The organism is Methylobacterium mesophilicum (assembly GCF_022179445.1).
Lineage (GTDB): Bacteria > Pseudomonadota > Alphaproteobacteria > Rhizobiales > Beijerinckiaceae > Methylobacterium > Methylobacterium mesophilicum.
Genome location: NZ_BPQU01000053.1, coordinates 3,477 through 22,880, shown reverse-complemented (window position 1 = coordinate 22,880; position 19,404 = coordinate 3,477). Strand labels below are relative to the sequence as shown.

The following is a 19,404-nucleotide window of genomic DNA, read 5'->3' as shown; positions in this document are numbered from 1 at the left end:
AATCATGGTGACGCAGAGAGTCAGAACCTCGCCAAAAATGCAACTGTAATGCTAGGCGCAGACAAGGCCCACGACGGTGAGGACTTCGTCGCAGTGGACTGCGTAAACGACCTGAGGTCGATGAACGTGCGCGCTCACGTGGCTCAGAACTCTAGCCGCCGCTCGTCCATTGATAGGTGAACCACCCACCATGCCGAAATGGCATGAGCCCAAAGATCCGCAAGAGCATCGAGGGACGCTTCGGCTGGACCAAGACCGTCGGGGGCCAGCGTAAGACTCGCTTCAAAGGCCGCGAGAGGGTCAGATGGGCCTTCGCCTTCACAACGGCTACCTACAACCTGTTTGGCCTGCCCAAGCTGTTCCGAGCTCTGGCGTGAGCCTCTTGGGCAAGTAGCAAATCGTCGAGCTGCCGGGATACGCAGACGACTACGCAGACGACTACGCTGACACGGTCGAGCCGGCCTACGTTCTTTTCGAGTCCACCGGCGGCGAGTTCGCCTTCGGATACGTCACCGGGACCTTCATCGGTGGTAGTGATCACGCTACCGTAGAATTCGACTGGTCCAGGAACGACAAGATCAACGAGACCTACGACTCCGAATGGGCCGAGCCGCAGGCCAACAGCTCGCTTGTGGGCGAAATCGACTTTCACGCCGGAGACAGAAACCCTTTCATAGATCGATGCCGCCCGTATTCTTCAACAGCGTGCCAGGCGCCGATGTGCGACATCTCATCGCTTGATCACGGTTACACCCGGTCGTTCTCGGTTAACAACAACAAACGTCGCCCTTCGGCATATCCAAAAATATTAAAAACACCATATATTACGCTTAAATAAAATTTTTAGATTCATTCTACTTCGCGGATCAGAAAATAAGCTACCGGCACAGCTTACTGGGGCCATCCTTTCCGCAGCATACAAAACTTTATTTGCAAGCGCTAATACAACCGATCTAGTTATTATATCATTTGGTGCGTATCAACGAGTCAAATTTCAAAGATAAAATCAAGATCTTTAGGTTAACCCGAAAATTTGCGTGCTTATTTTCATAAAAGATCACGAACTTTTGCCAAACACAGCGTATACGGATAGCTAAAAAGCAATCGCCTAAATCAAATTGGAAAGCAAAAAAACCGCTGCTCGATGATAGAAACCCGACAATATGAGAATACGCTCGCCTTCAATAGTTCAATCATTGTAAAACAGTTCTAGCTAATCGATAGACTATTATGAGAACTCCGCGTGTCATTAACTCTCATGATTCGCCGAGGGAGTTTCTTATTCATCTCTCGATCGATCATGTGAGATAATAAGACAAGCAATAATAACATGAAAAGCAACCCGAGGACATTTTCTGAACGAGATGACTGAATAAGAATCGGATAATGAAATAAGTATAAACCGTATGAAATTGAAGCAACATAACTTAAAGATATACGCCAGACCTTGATTTTGCGCGAGAGCGTTTCACCAAAAGGACTGATCCCCACGGCCAATAGAAATAAGGCACAACCAAAATGGCGTGCTTGCAGAAAAGGATACTGATGAAACCCTTGGAACCCATGCTTCGCAACGATTATCAATGAAATACAAAAAAGTGCAAAAAGCCAACCAACCGCGGATCCGATTTTAGAAAATGAACAGAAGCCATCTAAATATGACTTGGCGGCCATAGCGCCAGTCCACCAGATAAGAAAGTAAGACATCACTAGCGAGAAATGTCCTGGAGAGTACGAATACCACATGTACGAGCAACAACAAAAAAAGCCAATCACGTGGTTTGTTAAGATGGGTCTGCGGCTTCCGAGATATAAAACAGCTGGAAAAATCGCGTAGAAGAAAAATTCGTAAGAAAGCGACCACAACGGTTCATTTTTTAAAAATGGATCTATCAAAACTCCGGGTTTAAGGTAAGAGATATCTTGGAGATTCGCCAAATTTCCAAATAAAGAGGACCAAGAAAACAACCTCGTAAAATTTTCATTGTCTATGGCTACACAAGTTGACAGTACTAAGGCGCCGATAAGCGTAGGATAAATTCTTCGTATCCTTCTAAAGTAATACTCGAACAAATTGCTACAGCGATCAAATTCATTTGCATAGATGACAAAGCCGCTCAATAGAAAAAAAACAATCACTGCCTCCGAACCAAATTTAAAAAAATAAGCCACACCCGAAGTCCAGCCACGCGCTTGGGCGAAATGATGAAAAATTACATAAATTGCTGCAACAGCTCGAATCACATCGAGCGTGACAGTTAGATCGGGATCGATTCGATGCCTCTTAATCTTTGTCACCATTTCCGATACTCACAAATCTCTACATATGTTTTTATCAAGCAAGGCTGCTTGGTTTGGTTTCGTCAACTTAAGCCAAGGTCGTGTTTTTCGTAAGACACAAAATCACAAATCATGCCATTTTACTATTTTTTAATCGATCAATTTAGCTGATCTGCAAAAATCCATCTTTCAATTCACACGGTTGTAATATATATTTTACAACGAATCCCACGAGAACGCGTAAGATAACTACGAGCCTTTATCTCAATATGTCCATTCACTCAAGTCATATATAGTTTTTTACAATTCGTCAAATAAACTGCTTGGGCGTAAGCACAAGCGAAAAATCCCACTGTCGCTTATTAAATTGTAAAAGATTTATTTTCGACGTATCGACGTCATATCTCAGTTTCGATTTTTAATGAGCGCCATTGAGTGTGTAAAAACTGTTGTAAGTGCACTGAATAAGCGCTCGTAACCTTTATACATCATCATTGATTATTAATCAATTGCTTAAATGACAATAACTTGGGGTAGATAATTTTAAGTATGCCAATTCGATCCTGCTTAAGTAACTGGATTAGCCAAGCCTATGTGGCGATTACCGCCTCACCTCGACTTTGGCCATTCATGCGGTGTGGCAGAGGGCGTAGGCCCAGGGCGCTGGCAGGCGGAAGCGGGGTTTTGTCTGAAGGCGTCGGTGTGGTGATGTCTCTAAATCCCGCTGGCGCCAGATCGCGCAGCGGACCGCGGCTAGGGCATCGGCGAAGGTCAGGCGTGGCTTGGGGTACTATACGGCCGTCGCGACCGCCCGCCGCTGACGGGCCGGTAGCCGTGCAGCCGACAGAGTGACGATTGAGAACGGGGCGAGCAGGCAGGGCGTCGTGCGGGCGATCGCCGTGTCCGAACACTGACGCCGGGGCTCGATGCCGAGATAGGCGCGGACTTCCTGGAAGGTAACCTCGACGCTCCATTGCCGCACGAACCACGACATGACCTTGGCCGGCTCGCGAGCGAGGTCGGTGCAGAGCGGGGCCTGAGGCTCGAAGCGTTGGGCGGGATCGCGCACGAGCACCCAGCGGATCGGCACGACCGGCATCCCGCAGTACCGCCACACCGCGGTGCCGTAGGCGATCTCAATGACCCGCTCGCCCGCCCCGAACCAGCCCGACACGGTGAGGCGACGCCATAGGGTGTCCTTAGCCGCGAGGGTCGCGGCGAGCGTGGGCAGTTGGACGGCCTTGGTGCGGGGCCGTCCGTTCGGGCCCGGCGGCCGCGGGGGGGCGGGCTCGTAGTGCGCCGCGTCGAGCCGCAGACGCGTGATCGCCGTGATGCGGCCACGGCGCATGGCGTCGAGGAACAACAGAGCCGAGAAGCCGCCGTCACCCATCACCACAAGGTCGCGCCCCGGCAGCCAGCGCCGAGCCTGGAGCGCGAGCTGACGTCCGATGTCGATAAGCGGCTTGTGCCGACCGCCCCGTTCACAACAGGCGCGCACGGACGGCACCAGGGCGGTCAGGAATGGCAGCGCTCAGACGCGCCCCGCCCCGGGGGACCAGCGCGAGCAGCATCGGGCTCATCCAGCGCAGCCCGCTTGCCTTAAAGAAATGGCTGTCGGATGAGCGCACCGGGCCGCGGTAGATGCCCTTGGCCGCGATGCGTTTTGCCGCTGAGGCGCTCGATCGTGTCGTCGAGCCCGAGCACTACGGGACTGTGCGGCGCGAGGGCGGTGATCAGCAGTCCAAGCAGGATGCGGCTGCCGGACCGAGGGCACCATGCGGCGTGGTTGAGGGTGCGTTGATCGTTCACGAACCGCCGCTCATGCGCGCGGCCCATGATGCGCATTACGTTGGTCACCGTACGACGCCCAGAGTGAGGATCGCGCCGATCAGGAGGATCTGCGCATGTCGCCACGAGCGGTGGACGAATAGTGGCGTGAACGACAGGATGGGTCCGGCGAAGCGGGCCGGCAAATCCGGCATCGGGTGTCTCTTGCTGGGGACACCCCCAGCCAACTCATGATGCCCGCTTCGTCACCTCGCTTTTCTCGACCGCTTCCCCAATTGGCTAAAGTCGAGTTAAGACCCTCCGCACCGCGCTGGCACGAACATCAGGGGAATACGTGGGGTTCACTTCGTTATCGCTCCATCCTCTCAAGAGTTGGAGCCTCCGGGAAACCCGGCGCGGTTCAGATACGCTTTTACACCGTGAGGAGCGCCGACTCGAAGACGGCCGTGCCGATGACCGCGCGAACCTAAAGCAGCAACCAGCGCGCAGCGTGAGGGGGCCACGGCTGGTGTTCTCTGAAAAATGCCACCTCTCGGCGACCTAAATGGCATCCAGGTCCGCTTATCAACGCTCAGGACCAAGGTTCGACGCAATGCGACTACGTCAAACGGTGGCCATGGCCAAAAGTTTTCAAACAAAAGCATTATTTTTGTAAGATGGTAGGTTTCGATCCTATACGAATGAATTCCGGACAATAACTAACTCCGCGAAAACATCGTGTGGCTTGTTGAAGCCCGCTTTGTTTGAATGGGCGTAAATCGTAGCGATACACGGTTAGAAAGACTATAATCAAGCAACTTGATCATCGCTGAAAATACTGTTTGTGCGGAGGTAAATGAAGCTTCGTGACATGGAACGCCAACAGACTCCACCATGGTCGTCAGCGGAAAAACGAGCAAGTTCGGAGATGAATTATATATACCTGAAAAAGGGCTTACGGGATATGCAGGTGCTCGAATTCTTGAGTTTGGCGCGGCATATTAACATTTTCTTGCGTGGACAAGCACTTGTCCAACCGGGCACTCCCACTTAGGGACCTGAAGCGACCGACGGATCATCCGTCACAGTAAAAGCAGTCAATCTGGAACCAGCGCCAATCTCAAAAGGTTCTATTGAATGCTCGAAAGATCTCTATAGCGAGCAAAAATAAAATACTCTACTAACTAAATAATTGTAATACCATAAAGCCGATTGGGGCTAATGAAAAATTTTGTTGGAGCTAAAAAATTAAATATAAGTTCGGTCCTTACTAAATAAAATGTCACTTCGTATTAAGAAGCGATTTAGGCGACTTATAAATTAGGGACACAGCGATTCCAATGATTTTGACCTCTGAGCATTGAGAAAGACCATGTGCTTCGGCCCCACACTTATGAGTTTTATGAGTTAAATTAGATCAAGTAGTTTCGATAAAAAATATAAATTGACAAATCGCCAATTGGAGATTATTTATTGGATCAGTCTTGGTCGCTTTTGGCGGCGCTTGACGACCGTGATTAATGTTACCGTTAAATGCATTGTGATCTCGTATTCAACCGGATTGTCGCATCTGAGATAATTTGATAACAGCAAATCCGAGCCTGTAGCTAAAATCTACTGCTTGCGTCGCCGTGTAAAACGAATTTATTGACGGAGTTGGAAGTTCATACACTAACATTGCTTTTGTGTCATTCATTGCTGCCTACGCTCCAACCCTGATACTGCTTTCGCCTACGCAAGCTACAAACGCTCTGGTACAATAGTACTCCTATCGGCCTTAAACACTCGTAAATTAAAACCATATTAATGCCACAAACTCATGATGAGCATTCAGGTTTGCTATCGGAACTACATTATAATGACTTGCGTTGATTTGAAGACTCACAGAAACGGCTTGCGAACGATCGTGGGGCTTAACCGATTAGCACTGACGTCGATTCTCAACCATGAGGGACTGAAGATAGACATGCGTTTTAATCTTATGAGATCGTCCTGCCTATGACTTCAGCTCATCCATTCGCAATCAATGGCCGATTTCTTAATCAGCCGACAACCGGGGTTCAACGCTACGCGTTGAATGTATCTCGCGCCCTAGGCCATACAATGAAAGCGCGAGGTTCAACTGCAAAGTTGCTGGCACCTAGAGATGCTAAGGACCCAGGTGTTGAAGGCTTATCTCTTGAAATCGTTGAAGGGTTCAGCGGTCATTTGTGGGAACAAACGATCTTACCGCGTTTTTATTCGGGCAATCTGATAAACCTTTGCAATACTGCGCCCGCTTTCAAATCCAATCAAATTGTGTGTATTCATGATGCGAATGTATTTGAGGCACCAGAAAGTTATGGGACGGGTTTCAGAGTTTTTTACAAAACTCTTCAACCATTGCTTGTCCGACGGTCCGCGAAAATAGCGACGGTTTCGGAATACTCGGCCACGCGGATCGCGAAACATTTACATATTAATGCTTCAGACATCGCTATACTTCCGAATGGTCATGAACATGTTTTTCTATGGGACTCCAATCGAGCAAATAAAGCACCTGCGGTGTTTCTACAACAAAAAGATAGGTCGGAACGTCAGTTTGTCTTAGCGCTCGGGTCGGTTGCGCGACACAAAAATCTATCTTTCCTAGTGGGCCTAGCGGATAAACTTTCTGAGTTAAACGTCGATCTAGTAATAGCAGGGGGCCATGCTGACATCTTTGCTTCAGAAAAGATTCAATGCGCGTCAAATGTTCACCATATTGGTGTTGTGACAGATCACGATCTTGCATATTTGTTTGAGCGGGCTCTTTGTTTAGCCTTTCCATCCTTGACCGAGGGGTTCGGTTTGCCAGTATTAGAGGCCATGGCACTTGGCTGTCCGGTCATTTCGACCGATCGCGCGAGTCTACCTGAGATTTGTGGAGCAGCGGCACTTTTAGCTCCACCAGATAATCCACAAATCTGGATTGGACATATAAAGGCATTACTTGCTAGCAATGCATTACGAGGGGAGCTTATTGAACGCGGCCTTTATCAGGCTAAGAAATTTTCTTGGTTAAATACCGCAGAAGGTTATCTTGAATACATGGACATGACTTCAATAGATGCGACTACTTCCACAGAGCCGTCTTATGATTCAATTGAAATAGCAGTTGTTATTGCAACGCTGGGTAGGCCTCATGTCGTCACGGAAACGTTGCGACGTATTATTGATAAACAAACTCATCGGGCATTTAAGATAATTGTTTCCTGTACAGATCCAGAGGATGTTGGAGCTGCGATTAATTGGCCCAACATCGTAGTATTGACCGGTTCGGCGGGTCTTGCAGCACAGCGGAATCGTGCTCTGGAAGCAATCCCCAGAACCGCTGAGCTCGTCGTTTTTTTTGACGACGATTTTGTTCCTGCGGCAGATTGGTTGGAGATTGCAGCTAAGATATTTATGATGGAATTAGATATCGTAGGGTTTACCGGGTCGGTGATTGCAGACGGCATAAAAGGTCGCGGCTTGACTTTCGAAGATTCAGATCATTTAATTGGTCAAATCGGATCGGTGACGCCGTCTAGGCTTGTTGAGCCTTTCAGTCCATACGGTTGCAATATGGCCTTTCGACTGTCTGCTATCGGTGATTTACGTTTTGACGAGCGTTTAGTTTTATACGGCTGGCTTGAAGACCGCGATTTCGGAGCGGCACTTAAAAATAAGGGGGGTCGGATCGTAAAATGCAGCGATGCAAAGGGTATTCATTTGGGGGTGAAGAGCGGTCGTATTGCGGGCGATAGGCTTGGTTATTCACAAGTGATCAATCCTTTATATATGCTTCGTAAGGGTACAATTTCTCGTTATCAAGTTGCTAATCATATATTTAAAAACGTTGCAAGTAACCTTCTAGGTTCAATATGGTCGAAGTCGTATGTTGATCGAAGGGGGCGGTTGCGTGGCAATATACTCGGATTTCTAGATGCAATTTTTGGCTTCGTCGAACCAGAACGGGTTCTTGGAGTAAAACGTAAAAATCAGTAGGCTTTTCTTGTATAGCTTATTTTGCTGGAAATTCGGCGAAAATATAATCATTAGCTCACAAATCCGTCGTGTTTGGTGCGGGCTGAACCATCAACGAAACGCGATAATAATTGCCGTCGCTGAAGCAAGTGATTGGTAAATTAGCCGTATCGAAGGGTCATGCGGTTAGATTGGACTAGGGAGGGGTAATCCCCCTTGATATAGCATCGTTTTAGATAGCAATGTTTATCGTAGCGGATAAGGTTTGCTCAATCCCGATTTACCGTGAGGACTTTTGGCTGTGTTATGGAGTTGATTGTAGGTAATCACCGCCCCCGCTTGCGCGGAGCGTATTTCGCTGACGCCTTTGTGGGATGTGTCGAAGCGACCTTAAGCAGCTTAGCCGCGAGTAGCTGATCAATCTCGTGCTGCGGCTGCAACGGTCAGAAAATACATTGCGCACTTCGTCTAAGCCGCCCTCGACGAAATACAAGGAGCAACGCGCTTAGTCCAATTCTTGCGGCGCCAAGCCTGGTCACGGCGGATACAGCCGAGCGATAATCCAGATGCCATCGTCAAGCACCATTTTAAGGAATGTTGCTGCTGTGGGGGCGGCCTGCATAGGGAACTTTGCGCCGAAATTGTCAGCGCCTTGGAACGCGGATCAAGCTGTCCGCAGTGACGCCGATCGTCACGCAACACGAACGGATTGCCGTACAGTGCCCAAACTCTGTGACGCGGGCCCTGGCTTCGGTACCGAAGCAAGCGCAGGGCATCCTGTTCGGGCCACGACTGCACGTTGCTGTGATATACCTCATAACCTTCAAGGTACTCTCGTACGGGCGGTTACAAGCGGCGCTCTTCGAACTTTTCGATTCCAACCTTAGTCGGGACGCGCTGAGGAACCAGCTCCGCCTGGCGCCTGAAAGCTTCCATCCTGGTCACGGCGCGGCCGACTTGGCCCTGCTCAACGCCTCAGTCATCGCCTCCGAGACCGGCGTGCGCATCGAGTGGTCCTCCCCCACCTTCGCGGGCAAAGTATTAGCTGGCGTTCCGACCGGCTTGCTTGAGCGTGATGCAGCCGAGGGCCGAGTGGATCCAATGTCGATTGTGGTAGCCTTCGATTTTGGTAAACAAGTCAAGTCGGGCCTCCTCCTGGGTCGTCATCGTCGCTGTCGGACGAGTTAGACATCAGGGTATGGAGGTCTTTCGATAAGCTCAGAATGTGGGCTTTCCATCGAGGCGCTATCGTAGCAGCAGCTGATCCGGCTCATTGAGGGTATCGCCTGCATGCCGACAGGCTGCGCTCTGTAGGCCTCGGCGGCGTATCGGCTGCCGCGATCCGAGCTGCAGATGAGCCCTACGGTCGGTCGTTGTCGGTTGGGTGACCATCATCAGAGCTGCCGACGTCAGTTCGGTCCGCATGTGCTCGCGAGTCGACCAGCCAATGATCAAACGGTTGGCAAGATCGAGGACGGCGGCCAGGTAGAGCCAGCCTTCGCTGGTGGGGAGGTCGTGACGGCAGTCGGTAGTGTGGGCGCCATGCCAGGGTCCGAACACGATGACGGCGCATCAGGCGCTCCACCCGCCCGCGATTGACTGTTTGGCCCTTTGCCCACAGGGCGGCATGCACGCGAGGCGAGCCGTAGCGACTACGATGCCCGGTGTAGATACGCCGGACATCGTCGAACAGTTGAATGTTGGACGTCGCCTGGGGTGCTCTCGGAGCGTTATCCCCAACCGCATTAGGTGTTTGATCCCGCGGTGTGGTGGTACGGTTGACCACCATGCTGCGAGGGATGCGCTATGGGCCAGGTTCTCCATGGAAGCGCCACCACGACGGAGCGGCTGTGTTGAAGGTCATGCGGTGTGAACCGCCCCGGGTTTCCCGGAAGCTCCAACTCCTGAGAGGATGGAGCCATGACGAAGCGAACCCCACCGTATTCTCCTGAGGTCCGTGCCCGCGCGGTGCGGATGGTGCTGGACCATCAAGGCGAGCATGCCTCGCAATGGGCGGCGATCAGCTCGATTGCGGCCAAGATCGGCTGTTCGGGCGAGACGCTCCGGAACTGGATCCGTCAGTCCGAGCGGGACACGGGACAACGGGGCGGCCCGAGCACGGAGGAGCGCGAGCGGATCAAGGCGCTGGAGCGGGAGAACCGCGAGTTGCGTCAGGCCAACGAGATCCTCCGGAAGGCCAGCGCATATTTTGCGATGGCGGAGCTCGACCGCCCTTTCAAACGATGAAGGCGTTCATCGACGAGCACCGCGATGCCTACGGGGTCGAGCCGATCTGCAAGGTCCTGCCGATCGCCCCGTCGACGTACCATGCCCATGCCGCGCGGCGAGCCGATCCCGGTAAGCTACCGGCACGAGCCAGGAGCGACGCGGCGCTGATGGTCGAGATCCAGCGCGTGTTCGAGGCGAACTTCCACGTCTACGGCGTGCGCAAGGTCTGGCGGCAGCTCGGCCGGGAAGGGATCGTGGTGGCTCGGTGCACCGTGGCGAGGCTGATGCGGGCGATGGGACTGAAGGGTGTCGTGCGGGGTAAGACAGTCCGGACGACGATCCCCGATCCGGCAGCTTTGTGCCCGCTCGACCGGGTCAATCGACAGTTCAAGGCACCGCGCCCCAACGCCCTGTGGGTCAGCGACTTCACCTACGTCGCGACCTGGTCCGGGTTCGTCTACGTGGCTTTCGTGATCGACGTCTTCGCCCGCCGCATCGTCGGCTGGCGGGTCTCTCGGACGGCTCACGCTGCCTTCGTGCTGGATGCCTTGGAGCAAGCCCTGCACGAGCGTCGTCCCGTCCAGGGCGGCGGGCTCGTGCACCATAGCGACAGGGGCTCGCAATACCTTGCGCTGCGCTACACCGAGCGGCTCGCCCAGGCTGGTGTCGAGCCGTCCGTCGGCAGCGTTGGCGACTCCTACGATAATGCCCTCGCGGAGACGATCAACGGCCTGTTCAAAGCCGAGGTGATCCATCGACGCGGCCCATGGCGGTCTTTCGAGGCCGTCGAGTTCGCCACCCTCGAATGGGTCGACTGGTTCAACACCCGCCGCCTGCTCGAACCGATCGGGAATATCCCGCCCGCCGAGGCCGAAGCGCGCTACTATGCCCAGGCCGAGGTCCAAGCCTTGGCGGCCTGACCCAAACCAAATGGCCTCCGGGAAACCCGGTGCGGTTCAGTGATCGACCGCCAGGGCGTGCGGTCGCGAACGATGGCGTTGAGCGTCACCAGGAGCTTTCGCATCACGGCGACGAGGGCGACCTTCTTCGGCCGACCTCGCTGGGTCAGCTGCTCGTAGAAGGACCGAAAAGGAGAGCCTCGCCGGATCGCGGTCAGAGCGGCCATGTAGAGCACGCCCCGCACCGAGGTTCGTCCACCCGCGATGGATCTTCGACCTCGCATCAGACCGGAGTCGCGGTTGATGGGAGCGATGCCGACGAGCGCCGCAATTTGGTGGCGCCCGATGGTGCCGAGCTCGGGCAACTGGGCCAGAAGCGTGCGTGCGGTCACGTCACCGATCCCGGGCACGGACTTGAGCAGCGCCTCGGTCTCGCACCAGACCGGAGAGGCCTTGATGGCTTGTCCAATGTCGCTGTCGAGTTCTGCGAGTTCTTTCTCCAGGAAGCCGATGTGTCGGTCGAGCCGCCGGGTCAGCTGCTTGTCCACGGCTTGATCGCGACGGTTGGTCTCCATGCAGATCATCCCGATGATCTGCCGCCGCCGGCTCACGAACTCGGCGAAGTGCCGTCTCTCCGGCTCCGGCAAGGGCCTGGCCGGTGGTCTGATGCGTTCGGCGAAGAGGGCAATGACCTCGGCGTCGAGCGTGTCGGTCTTCGCCAACCGGCCCATCGCTCTGGCGAAGTCGCGGATCTGACGCGGGTTGACGATACAAAGCGGCAGCCCGACAGCGGCCAGTGCTGCAGCGACGCTCGCCTCGAGGCCACCGGTAGCCTCCAGGACGATGAGGGCCACAGGTAAGCCACTGAGCCGACGCGCGAGAGTATCCAGCTCTTTGGTGTTACGCGGGACATGGAATGCCTCGTCCGACGGTCTGAGGTGAACGTCGAGACGATCCTTCGACACGTCGATGCCGACGAAGATGGTGGGTTGTTCGTCCATGACCCTACCTTGCAAATGCGGGCTCTGGCCCGAGCGGCTGTCCGGGTTCGGGACTGTGGCGGTGAGGGCCGCACCTTGCTCTGTCGCGGGCTTAGAAAACCCTAGGCAAACACGGGCTGACCCTCACCTTGTAGCCTCACTGGCTTCACTCCAGCGGGCAACTCAAAGATACAAGGCAGTCCGTCGCGCGATCCAGCTACGTGAAGAGAGCGTAAGGTCGCTGGCCAAGCGCTACGGCGTCAGTCCGACGACGGTGCAGAAGTGGCGTAAACGGACGAGCACAGCGGATGCCCGGATGGGGCCCAAGGAACCGCGCTCCACCGTGCTCACCGTTGAGGAGGAAGCGATCATTGTCGCTTTCCGCCGGCACACCCTGCTGCCGCTTGACGACTGCCTTTACGGCTTGCAGCCGACGATCCCGCACCTGACGCGATCCTCGCTGCATCGCTGCCTGGAACGGCATGGCATCAGCCGACTACCCGAGATCGACGGCAACAAACCCAAGAAGCAGCGCTTTGCGACCTACGCCATCGGCTATGTGCACGTCGACATCGCTGAGGTGAGCACGGCCGAAGGTAAGCTCAGGCTGTTCGTAGCCATTGATCGAACCAGCAAGTTTGCCTTCGTTCGGCTCGTGGAGAGCGCCGGCAAGATGGAGGCGGCGCAGTTCCTGCGCGATTTCATCGAGGCGGTGCCTTACCGCATCCACACCGTGCTCACAGACAACGGCGTTCAGTTCACATCACGCCGACAGGACATCTACGATAGCCAGCACATCTTCGACCGCGTCTGCAACGAGCACGACATCGAGCATCGGCTTACCAAGGTGAACCATCCTTGGACCAACGGACAGGTCGAGCGGATGAACCGCACGATCAAGGAGGCGACGGTCAAGCGCTACCACTACGACAGCCACGACCAGCTTCGAACGCATCTGCACCTGTTCGTCGATGCCTACAATCATGCTCGCAGGCTCAAGACCCTGCGGGGCCTGACACCAACTGAGTTCATCTTGAACGCCTGGACGAAAGAACCCAATCGCTTCAGGATCGACCCGTCACACCTCATCCCGGGACCATACACCTAGCCAATGTGAGAGACTTCGAGCACGCGGCACATGAGACGCACGGGCCAATTGCTCGCATGCTGCTCGTTGAAAGCGAGCGTCACTGAGCATTTCCGGAAACATGCGGACCTTTTTTTCTAGGACGGCAAAGCCACTATTGGGCTTGGCGTTTGAGGGCGGTGAGGTAGGCATCAGGATCGCGTCGGAAGCGGGTTCGTGCGACGCGGGCTTGTCGCCTGTGGTCGAGGGATCGGCGCAGGTCTTGCAACCGTGCGCGATCGACCCGGCAGAGATCGCGTCGAGACAGGACCTGCGCCCGTGTGCCGATGCCGGCCACGAGCCGGACCGCCCCGCGCAGCACCGCTCCGAGCGAGGCCGTCTTGCGTCCGGTGGCGCGGCGCTCGTGGTAGCCTTGCGAGCCGAACCGTTGCTCCAGGGCATTGTTGGTGCGGGGCAGACCGGGGACGTCGGCGGCATGGAACAGCCCAGGCCGATAACTCCGCGCAACCTTGCGGAAGTGGTCGAGGGCCGCGCCGAGATCGACGACGCGTCGACGGTGGCGCTGCCTCGCGGCGAGCAGGCCGTCAAAGCGCCGCCGGACCTTGGCGCTTTTCTCGGCGGCGGGATTGGCCAGCAGGCGGGCGGCGGCTTGCACGAAGACGAAGCCTGGGCGTACCACCGGCCAGAGCGCGGCGGTGCCGGCGAGCGCCCGTCCGATCAGGAGCGCGAGCCGCGCGAGCGGGCGCGAGGCCCCCCTATTGAGCGCACTCGTTCCGGGCTGCCGGCAACCTTCTCAAATCGCCCCTTCAACCGTAGCCCAGCCGCATCGAGCGGTGCGCGCCCGTCGTCGGTGATCGCGCTGCGAACGGCGCCGGCATAGCCGCGCACCAGATCCGCCTCGGCGTCGCGGCGTCCTTCCTGTCAAACAGCGTTGAACATTGGTTCTTCCGCACTTTCGGTGCTGAGCGGTGGTTTGGACGTTGATTCGCATGTTGGCCCGAGGGCAGTGCGATGTTGATCTCGAACCCGTCGTTGCCGTCGGTCCCGGACGGCCTGCACGTCGATGGTCTGACGCTGGACACCTCCGGGTTGCTGATCACCGCCCGAACCACGGCAGCCCAAGCCTGCTGTCGGGTCTGCGGGCGGGCGTCAGTGCGGGTGCACAGCAGGTATTGGCGGACGTTCGACGACCTGCCCTGGCAGGACCGGTCAGTGACGTGGCGGGTGCAGGTTCGCCGCTTCCGCTGCGGCCATTGCCCGGGGCGGATCTTTGCCGAACGCGTGCCAGGGTTGGGTACGCGCAAGGCGCGCCGCAGCGACCGGTTGGCCGCGGCGCAGACCGACATCGGCATGGTGCCGGGTGGTGAGGCTGGCGCAAGGTTGTCGCGGCGGCTGGCCATGCCTGTCAGCGGCGACACCGTCCTGCGCCTGATCCGTCGTCGCGGGACCGTACCGTCTCCGCCGCCGCGGGTCATCGGCATCGACGATTGGGCGTGGCGGCGCGGCCGGTCCTACGGCACCATCGTGTGCGACTTGGAGCGGCGGCGCGTCATCGATCTGTTGCCCGGCCGCCCGTCGGCACCGGTGCGGGACTGGCTCACCGCCCATCCGAGCGTGACCGTCGTCAGCCGTGACCGTTCGGGACCCTACGCCGAGGCCGCGCGCACGGGAGCACCGACGGCGACGCAGGTCGCGGATCGCTGGCACCTGCTCGTCAACGCTTCCGAGGCCCTGCGCGGCGTCGTCGAGCGGCACCAGTCCGAGATCCGAGACGTGGCGCACCGCGCCGTGCACGACCCCGCCGGCTCCCCTGATCTGGCGAAGACGAAGACAGCGCCAACGAACGTGAGCAGCTGGCGACGCGACCGCTGCGAGGCGGCCCTGTGCCTCCACGGCGAAGGTCTGCCGACCAAAGAGATCGCTCGCCGTCTCGGCGCATCCCGCAACGCCGTGCGCCGCTGGGTGCGGGCGGGCCGGTTCATGTCCTACCGCCGCGCACCGAGTTCGAGCCTGCTCGATCGCTATCTCCCCTTCGTCGAGGCACGCTGGCGGGAGGGCCAGCACAGCGCCACCGTCCTCCACCGCGAGTTGCACGCGCAGGGCTTCATTGGCAGCTACGACATCGTCCGGCGCTGGGCCTCACGACGGAGGCAGGATGCGCCTGCGAGATCACCGTCCGCCCGGGTCCCCTCGACGCGCCGCATCACCCGTTGGCTCACCGCCGACCCGACCTCGCTGTCTCGGGAGGATCTCGCCTTCACCGAAGCGCTCTGCAGCGCCGCGCCGAAGCTGAAGCAGGCCGCCAAGGATATACGCGCCTTCGCCGAGCTCCTGCGCCAGAACGATTCCACCGGACTGACGCCCTGGCTGGAAGCTGCAGCCGCGACCGATCTCGGCGGCTTCGTCACCGGGCTCCGGCAGGACGAGCCAGCCGTGCGCGCCGCTATCGTCGAGCCCTGGAGCAACGGCCCCGTCGAGGGGCAGGTCAACCGCCTCAAGCTGATCAAGCGGAGCATGTACGGTCGCGCCGGTTTCGATCTCCTGCGCAAACGCGTCCTGCATCCTGCATGAGCCGGGATCGGCAAAGCTTGATCGGATGCCAAACCTTCAGCACCGAAAGTGCGGAAGAACCTGAACATTGACCCTGGATCGGCGTCGAACTTTGGGTCTGGCGCAATCTCGATGCAGGGGGGCTCATGGTGTACCGATCAGCCGAGCTTCGAGCAGGTCGAGTTTGGCGCGGCCGAACATCTGTCGCTTCACGAGCTTCAGGCGGGTAATCTGCCCTTCGGTCTGGCCGTTCGACCATGGTTGCGTGAGAGCTGCAGCGACAGCCGCCTTGTCCTTGAGCAGGCCGCCGGCGAAGGACGCCAGAAGGCTGCGGGCCGCAGCCTCGATCCAGGTATCGAGATCGGATCGACGCCGTTCGCGGATCATGGTTTGGAAGCGCGACAACAGGGCCCTTGCCTCGTCGAGCCTCGGCACCTCCCCCTCGATCGTCGCCACAAGGACGGCTTCGGCCTTCGTCAGGCTGTCCCGCCCCGTCGTCGTCAGCCGGGAGAGGATCCGCGCTGACGGCACCCTGCTGGGCGCGCCCTCCGGCGCCCGCTCACTGCGTCGCCTCCGCGTCGCCCATTCCCCGACCACCCGCAAGCTGCCGGTGAACCCGTTCGCGCGAAGCCGACGCCAGAGTTCAGCCCCGTTGCGACAGCCGGCCGCCCATTCGGCATCGAGCCGGGGCAGATGGGCATCCAGGCTGCTCTGGCGGGCGCGGAAGACGTCGCCGGTCAGACCGCGAAGCACGTCGCGCACGAGCTTGCGACTGTGCCCGGTCGTCCGGGCAATCTTCTTGATCGGCATGCCCTGTCGCGACAGAGCCAGGATCGCCTCGCCCGTCGCCTCCCTCCGAAGATAGCCGTCGTACTGCAGGCGCTCGGCGCAGGTCAGACGTTCGGGATCGACCGTCGCGGCTCCCACCGCGATGCGGATGGCGGCCATCGACTTGCGCACGGCGTCGAGGAAGGCAGCGCTGGCATTCTCCATCAGATGCCAGCGATCGGCGACTTGAAGGGCATGGGGTAGAGCCCGCGCTGTCGCTTCCCCATACCCACCGCCGCGGTCACGGGCGACGATGGTGATCTCGGGGTGAGCGGCGAGCCATGTCTCGACCGTGCTACTCTCTCGATCCGGTAGCAGGGCGATGACACGTCGCCGTTCCAGGTCGCAGACCAGCGTGCCGTAGCGCTGTCCCCGACGGAAGGCACAGTCGTCGATGCCGATCACGCTCGGACGCTCCACCGGACGGACGGCACGGCGGCGCACGGTTCGGAGCATCGTATCCCGACTGGCAGGGACCATAAGACGACGCGCGAAGCAGGCAGCGGGCCTGCCGCCGAGGGCAAGGCCCAGATGACGCACGATGCAGTCGAGCCGGGCCGTACGCCGGGCGTAGGTAGCGGCGAGATCCGGCCCGAGCCGCTCGGCGAAGATCCTGGTCCGGCAGTCTATCCCGACGCAGCGTAAGCGGCGGACGCCGACATCGATGACGACGGGTCTCCCGGCGACAGGCAGATCGGACAGGGTACGCGTGTAGCGGCTATGGATTCGAGACGAAGGCCGATCGCAGCTTGGACACCGGGCCAGGGTGGCGACAGGTCGGGCGGTGATGGTCAGGCCAGAGCCGATCTCGACATGATCGATGACGAGTCCGCGCGGAATTACCGAGTTGGGATGCAGGCTGCGAGGCATGGCAGGATCTCCGACGACCGAAGCCGAGATCCATCAACTCCCCTGCACCGAAAGTGAGTCAGACCCAAAGTTGCACGCCGAAACACACGCAGCATCGACGGTTGGCCGTGCACTGCCCGACCTGCGGGGTGCGGGTCGTCGCGCCGGTGCCGGAGGCGGCGCGGGGCACGCCGTTCGGCCCACGGCTGCATGCGGTGGCGACGTATCTCAAGACCTTCCAGGCGCTGTCCTACGAGCGACTGCAGGCAGCCTTGGCGGACCTGTTCGGTCTGACGCTCAGCCAGGGCGGGCTGATGAGCCCGCTCCAGCGCGCGCAGAGGCACCTCCGCGGCGGTCGCGAGGAGGCCGTCTCGACGGTACGCCGGGCCGCTGTGATCGCCTCGGACGAGACCGGCGTCCGGATCGAGGGCAGCAACGCTTATCATTGGGTGTTCCACGCGGCCGACGCCGTGGTGCCCACGGCCTCGCCGACGCGGGGCGCCATCGTGATACGGGAGATGATGGACGGCCACCGGCCCGCGGTGTGGATCTCGGACCGCCACACCGCCCAACAGGGTCATGCCGCCGCGCACCAGACCTGCCTCGCCCATCTCGCCCGCGACGTCGCCTACGTCGTCGAGGTCAGCGACGATCCCGTGCCCTGGCGATTGCAGCTCTGGTTGCGATCCGTATTCGCCCTGGCCGAGCGCGTCACCGACCTGACCGCCTCGACGCTCGCCGCCAAGCGCCGGACCTTGGATCGACAGCTCGGCGCCATCCTCGCCACGTCGAGCCGCTGCGACCTGACCCGCGACCTGCAGGTCAAGATCGGACGGGCGCGTGATAACCCCCTCGTCTTCCCTGCCCATCCCGCCGCGGTCGAACCGACCAACAACGGCTCAGAGCGACTGCTGCGCCCAGTAGTCGTCCAGCGGACAGAGACCAACGACTACCGCGCGATGTGGGCCGCCGAGGGCGAGGCCGCTATCCGCACCGTTGTCGATACCGCACGCCTCGCAGGCCACAGCCCATTCGGCACCATCCTCAAAACCGTCGATGCCTGATCCCAGCCGGCACAAGCCTGCGTAATTACAGGGCAAACCCAGACGACTTTGCGCGAAAATATTTACTTATTGAATATCTATTTGCGCTATAACGATCGCAGAATATGATGCAGCATCGACAACGATCAATCGTACACTTAAAACCAGTCTCGAAAATAGACAACATTCTTTAAAAGGAAAGAGTGGCGACATGGGCGAAAATGCTGTAAATATAGTAGTTGTGGGAGATAGTATTGGGTTTGGTTTGGTGAGTCGTTCAGATCCTTGGAGCGATCTAAAACTCCATGATCAGTATCGCGTAGAAAATCACTCGATAGGTGGAGCGACTCTGCGTGATATGATAGGGGTCTACGAAGGCGGGATATTGAATGATTTTGACCCAAAATTGAACGCTGGCGGAAACTTGCTGATTATTCAAGCCGGGACTAATGATTTAGCACAAGGTAGAAGTCCCAGTGAGCTTTATAAAGATGCTCAGAGTTTGGCAGCTGATGCCCACAGCGCTGGGTTCAAAGTTATAATCGCAACAATCTTGCCTCGCGAGGGAGGTACATTCCCCTGGAGTGCGGCCTCAGAAAACGCAAGATTGGAATACAACGATCTGCTTCGGAAAGGTCGAGCGGGGGCTGACAGTCTTGCTGATATAGCGTCAAGTCAAACGATGGGCTCCGTGGAAGCAACTGGGAATTCGGCACTGTACTCAGATGGACTCCATCCTACGGCTGCGGCAGTTAAAGCTTATATCGAGCCAATTTACTCGCTAGCTTTGTCGGGTAATTTGGACTCAGGAACGAAAAACGATGGTACGTCAAGTGAACCTTTAGGAACGTCATCGCCTGCAACGACTGTGCCGCCAGTTTCTTCAAGTCCGTCGTTGCCTGCAA

The 19,404-nt window shown here is 57.5% G+C and carries 11 protein-coding genes, 4 pseudogenes and 1 other annotated feature; of the genes and pseudogenes, 7 read left to right on the top strand and 8 right to left on the bottom strand.

What is annotated here, in order from left to right; translation table 11 throughout:
• A pseudogene (locus MFF40_RS26985) lies at nt 1–377 on the top strand (transposase); the annotation flags it as partial.
• A gap of 832 nt (nt 378–1,209) precedes the next feature.
• Here the strand turns inward: MFF40_RS26985 and MFF40_RS26980 are convergent.
• The 4 genes from MFF40_RS26980 to MFF40_RS28900 all read right to left on the bottom strand — a co-directional run bounded on the left by MFF40_RS26980 (nt 1,210) and on the right by MFF40_RS28900 (nt 4,262).
• Complete coding sequence (locus MFF40_RS26980; protein WP_238262945.1) at nt 1,210–2,301, bottom strand: acyltransferase family protein; 1,092 nt, start codon at nt 2,299–2,301, stop codon at nt 1,210–1,212.
• Between the two features lie 769 nt (nt 2,302–3,070).
• Entirely contained in the window at nt 3,071–3,787 is a 717-nt protein-coding gene (locus tag MFF40_RS26975) for a transposase (RefSeq protein ID WP_238262943.1), read from the bottom strand.
• A 92-nt stretch (nt 3,788–3,879) separates the two neighbouring features.
• Entirely contained in the window at nt 3,880–4,137 is a 258-nt protein-coding gene (locus MFF40_RS26970) for a transposase (protein ID WP_238262941.1), read from the bottom strand.
• Nucleotides 4,134–4,262 (bottom strand): hypothetical protein, encoded by a 129-nt coding sequence (locus tag MFF40_RS28900; protein WP_281408059.1) that lies wholly within the window; start codon nt 4,260–4,262, stop codon nt 4,134–4,136. The genes MFF40_RS26970 and MFF40_RS28900 overlap by 4 nt, the downstream gene beginning before the upstream one ends.
• 1,783 nt (nt 4,263–6,045) lie before the next feature.
• Here MFF40_RS28900 and MFF40_RS26965 point away from each other — a divergent pair.
• The gene (locus tag MFF40_RS26965) at nt 6,046–8,055 is read left to right on the top strand and encodes a glycosyltransferase (RefSeq protein WP_238262939.1); all 2,010 of its coding nucleotides are present in this window, start codon (nt 6,046–6,048) and stop codon (nt 8,053–8,055) included.
• A gap of 1,020 nt (nt 8,056–9,075) precedes the next feature.
• Here the strand turns inward: MFF40_RS26965 and MFF40_RS26960 are convergent.
• A pseudogene (locus MFF40_RS26960) lies at nt 9,076–9,760 on the bottom strand (IS3 family transposase); the annotation flags it as partial.
• 194 nt (nt 9,761–9,954) lie between these two features.
• On the opposite strand from MFF40_RS26960, the gene MFF40_RS26955 reads away from it, so the two are divergent.
• A protein-coding gene (locus tag MFF40_RS26955) for an IS3 family transposase (protein WP_238262937.1) occupies nt 9,955–11,183 on the top strand; the annotation gives its coding sequence in 2 pieces (ribosomal slippage) (nt 9,955–10,243 and nt 10,243–11,183; 1,230 coding nt in all).
• Nucleotides 10,236–10,352: a sequence feature (AL1L pseudoknot), on the top strand. It overlaps the preceding gene by 117 nt.
• A gap of 44 nt (nt 11,184–11,227) precedes the next feature.
• Here the strand turns inward: MFF40_RS26955 and MFF40_RS26950 are convergent.
• Nucleotides 11,228–12,163 (bottom strand): annotated as a pseudogene (locus MFF40_RS26950) (IS110 family RNA-guided transposase); the annotation flags it as partial.
• Nucleotides 12,164–12,302: 139 nt separating this feature from the next.
• Between MFF40_RS26950 and MFF40_RS26945 the strand changes: the two are divergent.
• The gene (locus MFF40_RS26945) at nt 12,303–13,250 is read left to right on the top strand and encodes an IS481 family transposase (RefSeq protein WP_147899421.1); all 948 of its coding nucleotides are present in this window, start codon (nt 12,303–12,305) and stop codon (nt 13,248–13,250) included.
• A 133-nt stretch (nt 13,251–13,383) separates the two neighbouring features.
• Here the strand turns inward: MFF40_RS26945 and MFF40_RS26940 are convergent, their stop codons facing one another.
• Nucleotides 13,384–13,884, bottom strand: coding sequence for a hypothetical protein (locus MFF40_RS26940; protein WP_187278248.1), 501 nt, complete (start codon nt 13,882–13,884; stop codon nt 13,384–13,386).
• A gap of 377 nt (nt 13,885–14,261) precedes the next feature.
• Between MFF40_RS26940 and MFF40_RS26935 the strand changes: the two genes are divergently transcribed.
• Nucleotides 14,262–15,800: an ISL3 family transposase gene (locus MFF40_RS26935; protein ID WP_238262947.1), complete on the top strand. Its 1,539-nt coding sequence runs from the start codon at nt 14,262–14,264 to the stop codon at nt 15,798–15,800.
• Between the two features lie 123 nt (nt 15,801–15,923).
• On the opposite strand, the gene MFF40_RS26930 is transcribed toward MFF40_RS26935, so the two are convergent.
• Nucleotides 15,924–17,477 carry an ISL3 family transposase gene (locus MFF40_RS26930; protein ID WP_238262935.1) on the bottom strand — a complete coding sequence of 518 codons (1,554 nt, stop codon included), beginning with the start codon at nt 17,475–17,477 and terminating at the stop codon, nt 15,924–15,926.
• 74 nt (nt 17,478–17,551) lie between these two features.
• Between MFF40_RS26930 and tnpC the strand changes: the two are divergent.
• Nucleotides 17,552–18,520: pseudogene (gene tnpC / locus MFF40_RS26925) on the top strand (IS66 family transposase); the annotation flags it as partial.
• A gap of 190 nt (nt 18,521–18,710) precedes the next feature.
• Nucleotides 18,711–19,404, top strand: a 694-nt coding sequence (locus MFF40_RS26920; RefSeq protein ID WP_238262934.1) for an SGNH/GDSL hydrolase family protein, incomplete at its 3' end; no start/stop codon positions are given.

What these genes read in the sequence shown, in the direction of transcription:
- MFF40_RS26930 (WP_238262935.1), bottom strand. Translation starts at nt 17,477, where the DNA reads ATGCCTCGCAGCCTGCATCCCAACTCGGTAATTCCGCGCGGACTCGTC.
- MFF40_RS26965 (WP_238262939.1), top strand. Translation starts at nt 6,046, where the DNA reads ATGACTTCAGCTCATCCATTCGCAATCAATGGCCGATTTCTTAATCAG.
- MFF40_RS28900 (WP_281408059.1), bottom strand. Translation starts at nt 4,262, where the DNA reads ATGCCGGATTTGCCGGCCCGCTTCGCCGGACCCATCCTGTCGTTCACG.
- MFF40_RS26980 (WP_238262945.1), bottom strand. Translation starts at nt 2,301, where the DNA reads ATGGTGACAAAGATTAAGAGGCATCGAATCGATCCCGATCTAACTGTC.